Genomic DNA, 9,321 nt, shown 5'->3' on the forward strand with positions numbered 1-9,321 from the left:
GGGGCTATCCCTCGGACTGCTCGCGGTTGAGCGTATTCAGGTAGAGCTGCACGACCTTGTTGAGCGGGTCCCGGTAAAGCGCCTCTTCCCAGGCGGCCCGCGCTTTCGCGCGGTTGCCTGCCGTGTACAGGAGGATCCCCTTCTGCACCAGCGCCGCGGGGTTGCCCGGCGCCTCTGACAGGAAGGCGTCCACCTCGGCCATCGCCTGTTCCGCCCGGCCCGCCTCCCGGAGCGCCGTCACGAGCCGCACCCGCAGATCGGGATACCGCGGCGCCGCCGCGAGCGCCTTCCGGAACTCGAAGATGGCCTCGTCGAACTGCCCCAGGGCGAGGTACAGCTCCCCGAGCTCCTTGTGCAGGTTCGCGACGCGCCCGCGGACCATGTTCCTCTCCGGCGGGACGCCGTGCCGCGAAAGGACGATCGACGCCCGGTCGTACGCTCTCCGCGCGTCCTCGTAAAGGCCCATGTCGTTCAGGGTGATCGACAGCGAGAGCAGCGCCTCCGTGTACTCGGGATGGAGGGAGATCGCCTTCTCGAACCGGTCCGCGGCCTGGCGGTAGTTGCCCTTCTGGTGATCGATCAGGCCGAGCGTGTAGTGGATGTCGGGATATTCCGCGCCTCCCTCGAGAGCCTCCCGAAAGTGCCTCTCCGCCCTCGCGTAATCCATCTTCATGAAGGCGTCCTTCCCCAGCCGGATCAGCCCTGCCAGCTTGCGGCTCACCGTTTTCCGCCCCCGTGCTGCGGGTATTTTTCCTCGAGGGTCCTGAGGACCCGGGACGCCTCCTCCTTCTTCCCCTGCTTTTCCATCGCTTCGGCGAGCAGGGAATACAGCCCGGGCGCGGCGGCCGTGTCGGGATATTCGGCGACCGCCCGTTGCGCCCGCAGCTCGGCGCTGAGGTACAGCTTCCGCTTGAGGTAGTGCACGACCACCAGCTTCTCGTGGAGGGCCAGCCGGCCGCGAAGCTCCCGGATCCGGGCGGCGGCCGTCGCGGACCGCTCCGTGCCCGGTTCCTTCTCGAGGAACTTCCGGTAGCTTTCGATGGCCTCTCGCGTCCGGTCCTGGGAACGGCCCGGCGCCAGGATCTGGCCGAACAGCAGGTCCCCCTTCAGGAAGAGCGCGTCGGGGACCCGGGAGTCGCCGGGGTACAGGCGCAGGTAATCGTCGAACGCCACCTCCGCCTCGATCTTCTCCTTGTTCGCCATGCGGCTCGACGCCAGGCCGAACTGCGCCCGCGGCGCCAGGGGGGAGGTGGGAAATCTCTCGATGAGAAGCTGGAACGCTTCGGCGGCTTCCTCGTGCTTCCCCCGGTCCGCCCTCTGCTGTCCCCGGGCATACAGGCCGGCGTCCGTGAGGCCGGCCTGGCGGGACAGCTTCTCGGAGCATCCGGCGGAGAACAGGAACAGGAAGAGGAGCAGGACCGTCCGGGGAATCGAAGCGCGAAGCGATCTCGGCATGGGAATTGACGGTAATATACCGGGAGCGAGAAGTCAACGCGCGGGGGGGAAAGTTTGTAAACTCCCCTGCGGATTCATGATAAACTTCAACGACACGCGCAACGGATGAAACGGCGTTTCGCCGCCTCGTGTTCATCAACAATTCAGACTCAGGAGGACCACGACCATGAAAATCGGAAAATGCCTGGTATTGGCCGCGGCGCTGTCCCTGATCGTCGCGGGCGGCGCTTCCGCCGCGGAGAAGATAAAGGTGGGCGTCCTTCTCCCCCTTACCGGATCGCAGGCGAAGTTCGGCGAGATCGAAAAGCGCTCGTACGAGATGGCCGTCGAGGAGATCAACGGCAAGGGCGGCGTCAACGGCGCGATGATCGAGCTGATCTTCGAGGACGATACCGGCAAGCCCGACGTCGGGCGGTCCGGGGTCGAGAAGCTGATCTCCCGCGACAAGGTCCCCGTCCTCACCGGAGGGTATTCCAGCTCCGTCACGGCGGCGGCCACGCCGGTCGCGCAGCAGTTCAAGGTCCCCTTCGTCATCTGCACGGGCTCGGCCGACGACATCACGGAGAAGGGCTACGAATACGTGTTCCGCGTCAACCCGCCGGCCAGCGAATATCCCGCGGCGGTGGAGTCCTTCCTGAAGGAAGTGGCCAAGGACGTGAAATCCGTGGCGCTCCTGTATGAAAACAGCGCCTTCGGGCAGTCCAGCTCGAAGTCGTTCGAGGCCGACGCCAAGGCCGCGGGCCTGAACATCCTGGTGAAGGAGGGGTACCAGGCGGGCGCGATCGACTTCAAGCCGATCCTCACGAAGGTCAAGGCGGCGAACCCCGACATGATCTACATGGTCTCCTATGTCATGGACGCCTCCCTGCTGATGCGCCAGTCGAAGGAGCTGGGGATCAACCCGAAGATGTTCGTCGGCGGCGGGGCGGGATTCACCCTTCCCGAATTCGCCAAGAGCGCGGGGAGCGCGGCGGATTACGTCTACTCCGCCACGTTGTGGGTGGAGACGCTGCCGTTCCCGGGCGCGAAGGAATATTTCAACAAGTTCATGAAGAAGTACGGCTCCGAGACCGAGTACCACGGCGCGGAAGCGTACGCGACGATGTACGTCGTCGCCGACGCGCTGAAGCGCGCCAAGGGCTCCCCGAACGTGACGCCCCAGGCCGTGCGGGACGCCCTGACGACCACCGACATGATGACCGCCTTCGGCCCGGTCAAGTTCGTCTCCTACGGGAAGAAGACGCAGCAGAACAAGCTCGACACCTATCTCGTGCAGTGGCAGAAAGGGGAGCTGGAGGCGGTGTGGCCCACGAAGGTGGCCACGAAGAAGTACATCTACCCGACTCCGCCCTGGAGCAGCCGCAAGTAAAGCCGTCCGTAGAGCGTACCTGACGCGACCGCCGGGCGGTGATTCCCCGCCGCCCGGCGGATCCATTCATCGGCCCCGGCGGCCGTCGAAACGGGAGATCGTATGGATGTTTTCCTTCAGACCCTCGTGGCGGGCCTCCTGAAGGGCGGGCTGTACGCGCTGATCGGCATCGGGATGACCCTCATCATGGGAGTCATGGGGATCATCAACCTCGCCCACGGGCAGCTGATGATGCTGGCGATGTATATCACCTTCGTCCTGAACACGATGGGGGTCGATCCGTACGTCTCGCTCCTGGTCGCCATGCCGCTCCTGTTCCTCCTGGGCGTGACGATCCAGAAGTTCCTGCTGAACCCGCTCATCAAGGTCGAGACGATCCTCCCGGAGAACCAGGTCCTCATGACGGTGGGGATCGGGATGGCGATGACCGAGATCGCCAGGTTCACCTTCACCTCGGACTACAAGTACGTCACGACGGAGTACGCCAACCGGACCTTCTCCCTCGGGAACGTCTCCTTCAGCGTGGCGCTGACGATCGCCTTCGGGATCGCCCTCGTCTTCACCGCCGCCATGTTCTGGTTCCTCCTCAAGACCGACCTGGGGCGGTCGATCCGCGCGACGGCCCAGGACAAGGACGCGGCGACCCTGATGGGGGTGAACACCGCGCGGATCACGGTGATCACCTTCGGGATCGGCGCAGCTCTGGTCGCGGCCGCAGGCTGCCTGCTCGCGCCGGTCTACTACATCTTTCCGGACATCGGCGGGCCTTTCACCGCGAAGGCGTTCATCATCACGATCCTGGGGGGGCTGGGATCGACCGTGGGCGCCATCTTCGGCGGCGTGACGCTCGGGCTGGCGGAGAGCCTCGGGGCGACCTATTTCGGGATGGAGTTCGAGGACATCGTCGGCCTCACCATCTTCATCCTCGTGCTGCTGTTCCTGCCCGGCGGCTTCAAGCGGCTGACGAAAGTCTGATGACCGGGAGCGCCCGATGAAAAAGCACCTCGTCCCCCTGCTCCTTCTGGCGGTCCTGGCCGCGCTTCCGCTTGTCCTTCAGAGCAACTACTTCCTTCACCTGATGATCCTGTTCCTGCTGTGGGTCGTCATCGGCTCCGCGTGGAACCTCCTGGCGGGCTTCACCGGGCAGGTCTCCTTCGGCCACGCCGCATTCTTCGGGGTGGGGGCCTACACCGCGGGGCTGCTCTTCCATCACCTTCAGGTCTCTCCGTGGTGGGGGATGGCGTTCGGGGGGATCCTTGCGTTCCTGATCGGCCTCCCGTTTGGCGCCATTTGCTTCCCGCTGAGAGGCGCGTACTTCGCCCTGGCGTCGCTGGCCCTGGGGGAGGGGATCCGGCACATCGCGACGATCGCGGAGGCGTTCACCGGCGGCATGGTGGGGATCATGATCATGCCCACGTTCGTCTCCAAGGTTCCCTACTACTACATCACGCTCGGACTGGCGTTCCTGACCGTTCTGAGCATCCAGGCCATCATGCGGTCCAAGCCCGGATACTACTTCGTGTCCATCCGGGAGGACCAGGACGCCGCCGCGAGCCTCGGAATCGACACGACGCTGTACAAGAACATCTCCCTGGCGGTCTCCGCCTTCTGGACCGGGATGGCGGGGGCGCTCTACATGAACTACATGGGATTCATCGACCCGCACGTCGTCTTCTCCCTCCACGACTACTCCGTCATGGCGATCCTGGTCGCCATCGTCGGAGGGGTGGGCACGATCTACGGGCCGACCGTCGGCGCATTCATCATGGTGGCTTTCCAGGAGCTGTTCCGGACGGGGTTCTTCGGCCTCTTCGCGTACATCGGGAAGGCGGCCGGGATCGGGGCGATCGCAGCGCTGGGCGACGCCGTGAAGAAGGCGCACGTCCTGGGCTTCGGCATCCTGGTCATCGTCGTCATCCTCTACCTCCCCAACGGCGTCGTGGGCGACTGGGAAAAGGTCAAGCGGAAGGTGTTCCGCATCCGGCCGAATAGATAAGGAGTCCGGCGTGGCGTTCTTCCGGGTGGACAAGCTGGTCAAGACCTTCGGCGGCCTGACGGCCGTCAACGAGGTGAGCTTCAAGGTGGAGCAGGGGGAGATCCTGGGCCTGATCGGGCCGAACGGCTCCGGGAAGACCACGCTGTTCAACATGATCAGCGGCGTCTACGCCCCGAACTCCGGCAAGGTCGTCTTCAAGGACCGGGAGATCCAGGGGATGAAGCCCCACAAGATCTGCCGGATGGGGATCGGCCGGACCTTCCAGGTGGTCAAGCCGCTCGGGAGGATGACCGTGCGGGACAACGTCATCGCCGCGTCCTTCTCCCGCGTGAACTCCATGCGGGAGGCGAAGGACCACGCCATGGAGATCCTGGATTTCTGCGGGCTGATCCGGTCGAAGGACGTCCTCGCCAAGTCGCTCCCCATCGCCGGGCGCAAGCGGCTGGAGATCGCCCGCGCGATGGCCACGAATCCGGAGCTCCTGCTGCTCGACGAGACGGCGGCGGGGCTGAACCCGACGGAGCTCCTCGCGGCCATCAACCTCATCCGGAAGATCCGGGACAACGGCACGACGGTCATCATCATCGAGCACATCATGCACGTGATCATGACGATATCCGACCGGATCCACGCCATCAACTTCGGCCAGACGATCGCCGAGGGGACCCCGAAGGAAGTGGCGGAGAACCCCGCGGTGATCGAGGCCTACCTCGGGACGGACTATGCTTAAGGTATCCGGCATCGACGTGTTCTACGGGGACCTCCAGGTCCTGTGGGACGTCTCCTTCGAAGTCCGGGAGAAGGAGATCCTGGTCCTGGTCGGCGCCAACGGCGCGGGGAAGTCGACCACCCTCAAGGCGATTTCCGGCCTTCTCAAACCGCAGCGGGGCTCCATCGAGTTCCAGGGCGTCCGACTCGACCGGATGCCGCCGGACAAGGTCATCGGGCAGGGGGTGGTCCACGTCCCCGAGGCCCGGCGGCTGTTCCGCGAAATGACGGTCGAGGAGAATCTCGTCATGGGCTCCCTCGCACCGGAGGCGAAGAGGCGGCGTGCGCAGACGATGGATTGGGTCTACGAGCTCTTCCCGCGGATGAAGGAGCGCAGGAAGCAGGTCGCCGGGACCATGAGCGGCGGGGAGCAGCAGATGTGCGCCATCGGGCGGGGGCTGATGGCGCTGCCGAAGGTCCTGATGTTCGACGAGCCGTCGCTGGGGCTTTCCCCCATCCTCGTCCAGGAGGTGTTCGAGATCGCGAAGCGGATCAACCGGGAGGGGGTCACGGTCCTATTGGTGGAGCAGAACGTCCGCCAGACCCTCGCCATGTGCGACCGCGCCTATGTCCTCGAAAACGGGCGGATCGTCCTGCAGGGAACGGGGAAGGAGCTGCTGAACGACAAGCATGTGAGAGAGGCATACCTGGGGATATAGGGGGAGCGAATGCGCATAGAGTGCGTATCCGGCGATATCCGAACGGTCAAGGCCGACATGATCGTCGTGAACCTGTTCGAGGATTCCGGGGAGCCCGGCGGCGCGACGGGCGCGGTCGACAAGGCGATCGGCGGCGCCATCGCCGCGGCGGTCCGGGAGAAGGATTTCGACGGGAAGCTGGGCGAGACGTTCTTCCTCCGCCCCGGCCGCGGGGTTTCCGCGCCGCGCGTCCTCGTCGTGGGGCTCGGCAAGCGGGACAAGTTCACTCCGGACACGGCGCGGCAGGTCGCGCTGCCCGTCCTGAAAGCCGCGAAGCGGATGAAGCTGGGGACCGTCGCATCCGTCGTCCACGGCGCCGGACAGGGAGGGGTGCCGCCCGAAACCGCCGCGCGGTTCGCCGCCCTCGGCGCCGCCCTGTCCTCTTTCGACTTCGACAGGTACAAGCAGGAGAAAGGGCACCGCGTCGACCGGTTCCTGTTCGTGGAACGGGACGAAAAAGCGTTCCCGCGGGTGCGCGAGGGCGTCTCCCGCGGCGTCCGGCTGGGCGAAGCGATCAACTGGGGGCGGGCGCTGGTCGCGACGCCGCCGGGGGAGCTCCGCCCGGACGACCTCGCCCGGGCCGCGAAGAAAGTCGGCGCGGGGCTCGACTCCCGGGCGGCGGCCCGGATCCGCGTCCGCGTGATGGGCGTGCCGGAGCTGACGGCGTTGAAGGCCGGAGGGATCCTCGCGGTGGGGCTGGGCAGCCAGGCCCCGCCGCGGCTGATCGCGGCGGAGTACCGCGGCGGCGCGCCGGGCGGGAGATGGACAGCCCTGGTGGGGAAGGGCGTGACGTTCGACACGGGCGGGATCTCCCTGAAGAAGTGGGAAGGGATGGAGAAGATGAAGTACGACATGGCCGGGGCCGCCGGGATGCTGGCGACGCTGCGCGCCTGCGCGGCGCTCGGCGTCCGGAAGAACGTGGTGGCCGTCGTGCCCGCGGTCGAGAACATGCCGTCGGGGACGGCGTACCGCCCCGGGGACGTTCTCCGGATGATGTCGGGGAAGACGGTCGAGATCCTGTCGACGGACGCGGAGGGGCGGCTGATCCTCGCCGACGCGATGACGTACGCCCTCCGGAAGTACAATCCGGAGGCGATGATCGACGCCGCGACCTTGACGGGCGCCTGCGTGGTCGCCCTCGGAGGCGTGAACATGGGGCTGATGGGGAACGACGAGGCGCTGGTCGCGCGGCTGAAGAGGGCGTCCGCCGCCTCGGGGGAGAAGGCCTGGGAGCTGCCGCTGCACGAGGAGTATTTCGAGCAGATCAAGAGCGACATCGGGGAGCTGAAGAACATCGGCGGGCCCGAGGCGGGCACGATCACCGCGGGATATTTCCTGAAGGAGTTCGCGGGGAACACTCCCTGGGCCCACTTCGACATCGCCGGGACCGCCTGGGTCGAGAAGGAGAAGAGGGGATACGCTCCGGGGCCGTCGGGAGCGCCGGTCCGGCTCCTCGCCGAGTTCCTGTCCCCGGACGCGGGGGAATGACGGGGGGCGCATGACCGCGAACGAGGTCACCTGCCCGCGCTGCGACGTCCGGATCCCCGCCGACCTGGCGGCCTGCCCGTTCTGCAAACAGCCGGTGGCGCCGGTTCCGGAAAAGGAGGAAGCCCGGGACATCCGGGAGCTCCTCGTCCCGCCGGAGACGTTCCCCGCCTGGAAGCGGTTTTACCGCGAGTACGGAAAATGGCTTAAAGCCGCGATTCCCGTCCTGATCGCGGTCCCGGTCCTGTGGATCCTGTTCCTGCTGGTCACGGGGCTGAAGGTCGAGATCCCCGAGGACCCCGTGTTTCCCATGGAGGTCGCGCACGAGAAGTCCGGAGGGCGCACCGTGCTGCTGAAGGGGACCTTGACCAACCGGGGAGAGGACATCCCCGACCTCTCCCTGCGGTCGATCGGCGTGACGGCCGAGTTCCGCTGGAGCGACGGGAGGGTGGAAAGGAAGCGCGTCTTCCCGAAATCGCCGTTCCGGGGGGAGGGAGCGCTGTTCCGCGGCGAGTCCGGAACCTTCGAGCTCGAGGTGCCCGAGGGCGCCGACGCCGTCACCCTGCGGGCGGGGATCGTGGACCTGGGCGAAGGGCGCCGGTTCAACCTGCCCCGGCAAAAGGGGCTGCCTCCGCGGCGAACCGGGAAGTGACCCAGCTCCGGGTTCGCGGACAGGCGGGAACGCGGCGGGTTTTCGCCCATGCGCGAAAGGCGGCCAGGTCTTGGGGGATGTCGATGTCCCGCTCCGGTGGAAGGAACGCGAACGGCGTCCCCGCTGCCCGCAGACGCTCGGCCGTCTCCGACAGGACCGCCGGCGTCCCCCATCCGATCCCGCGGAAGAGTCGCGTGTCCGGTCCGGACAGCCCGACGAGGTAGTAGCCCCCATCCCTCGCGGGGCCGAGGACGACGCCCGCGCCGCGGCCGAGCTCTTGGAACGCCAGCCGCACCCTGGCGGCGGAGAGGGTGGGGCAGTCCGCCCCGACGATCGTCACCGCCTTCGCCCCGCGCCGGAACGCGATCTCCGCGGCATGCGCCATCCGTTCCCCGAGGTTCCTGCCGCGCTGAGGGAACGTCTCGAACGCGTCGTACGGGGGGGCGCGCAGGTTACCCGCCGCGCCGGGCGGGTCGATGAAGAGGTACCGGCGGACCCCCCGGAGGGAGGCCATCTCGGACACCGTGTCCTCCAGCATGCAGGCGCACAGCGCGGCGGCGTCGCCGGGCGTCAGCGGCGGGCAAAGCCGCGTTTTCACCCGGCCGGCCATCGGCGCCTTGCCCATTACGATCAGCGCTTCTGCGGACGGCATCCTCCCGCCTCCTCCGGCGGCCTTGCCACGGTCTCCATCCGCCGTATATAATCCCACACCTTACAGCCATAGCCCGCATTTCTCACCAGCGTCCGTAGCGAGGCGGTGGAGACGGGTGTGGCTACAAGGCGTCGCGACCGAGGGCCCCGGAGGCGCACTTGAAAGTGCGTCGAGGAGCCCGACCGAGCGCAACGCAGTAGACATGCCCGTATCCGCCGCCGCAGTAGGAGGCTGGTGAGAAATGCG

General features: G+C 66.7%; 10 protein-coding genes. 7 read left to right on the forward strand and 3 right to left on the reverse strand.

Annotated features, from left to right (window positions below; genetic code table 11):
- Positions 1–4: 4 nt before the first annotated feature.
- On the reverse strand, positions 5–721 hold the full coding sequence (locus tag AB1346_06285; protein ID MEW6720038.1) for a tetratricopeptide repeat protein: 717 nt from the start codon (positions 719–721) through the stop codon (positions 5–7).
- Positions 718–1,455, reverse strand: a complete 738-nt coding sequence (gene bamD, locus AB1346_06290; GenBank protein ID MEW6720039.1) for an outer membrane protein assembly factor BamD — start codon at positions 1,453–1,455, stop codon at positions 718–720. The genes AB1346_06285 and bamD overlap by 4 nt, the downstream gene beginning before the upstream one ends.
- A gap of 166 nt (positions 1,456–1,621) precedes the next feature.
- Between bamD and AB1346_06295 the strand changes: the two genes are divergently transcribed.
- The 7 genes from AB1346_06295 (at position 1,622) to AB1346_06325 (ending at position 8,423) form a co-directional block, all read left to right on the forward strand.
- Complete coding sequence (locus AB1346_06295) at positions 1,622–2,824, forward strand: ABC transporter substrate-binding protein (protein ID MEW6720040.1); 1,203 nt, start codon at positions 1,622–1,624, stop codon at positions 2,822–2,824.
- A gap of 102 nt (positions 2,825–2,926) precedes the next feature.
- On the forward strand, positions 2,927–3,799 hold the full coding sequence (locus AB1346_06300) for a branched-chain amino acid ABC transporter permease (protein ID MEW6720041.1): 873 nt from the start codon (positions 2,927–2,929) through the stop codon (positions 3,797–3,799).
- Between the two features lie 16 nt (positions 3,800–3,815).
- Positions 3,816–4,820 (forward strand): branched-chain amino acid ABC transporter permease, encoded by a 1,005-nt coding sequence (locus AB1346_06305; GenBank protein ID MEW6720042.1) that lies wholly within the window; start codon positions 3,816–3,818, stop codon positions 4,818–4,820.
- Positions 4,821–4,830: 10 nt separating this feature from the next.
- Entirely contained in the window at positions 4,831–5,550 is a 720-nt protein-coding gene (locus tag AB1346_06310; GenBank protein MEW6720043.1) for an ABC transporter ATP-binding protein, read from the forward strand.
- Positions 5,543–6,247, forward strand: coding sequence for an ABC transporter ATP-binding protein (locus AB1346_06315; GenBank protein MEW6720044.1), 705 nt, complete (start codon positions 5,543–5,545; stop codon positions 6,245–6,247). Before AB1346_06310 ends, AB1346_06315 begins: the two co-directional genes overlap by 8 nt.
- Before the next feature lie 9 nt (positions 6,248–6,256).
- On the forward strand, positions 6,257–7,774 hold the full coding sequence (locus tag AB1346_06320; protein MEW6720045.1) for a leucyl aminopeptidase: 1,518 nt from the start codon (positions 6,257–6,259) through the stop codon (positions 7,772–7,774).
- A 10-nt stretch (positions 7,775–7,784) separates the two neighbouring features.
- Positions 7,785–8,423 (forward strand): hypothetical protein, encoded by a 639-nt coding sequence (locus AB1346_06325; GenBank protein ID MEW6720046.1) that lies wholly within the window; start codon positions 7,785–7,787, stop codon positions 8,421–8,423.
- Here the strand turns inward: AB1346_06325 and AB1346_06330 are convergent.
- Positions 8,374–9,075 carry a TIGR04282 family arsenosugar biosynthesis glycosyltransferase gene (locus AB1346_06330; GenBank protein ID MEW6720047.1) on the reverse strand — a complete coding sequence of 234 codons (702 nt, stop codon included), beginning with the start codon at positions 9,073–9,075 and terminating at the stop codon, positions 8,374–8,376. The two genes, AB1346_06325 and AB1346_06330, sit on opposite strands and share 50 nt — an antisense overlap.
- Between the last annotated feature and the right edge of the window lie 246 nt (positions 9,076–9,321).

The sequence above is a fragment of the Thermodesulfobacteriota bacterium genome (assembly GCA_040758155.1).
Taxonomy (GTDB): domain Bacteria; phylum Desulfobacterota; class Deferrimicrobia; order Deferrimicrobiales; family Deferrimicrobiaceae; genus UBA2219.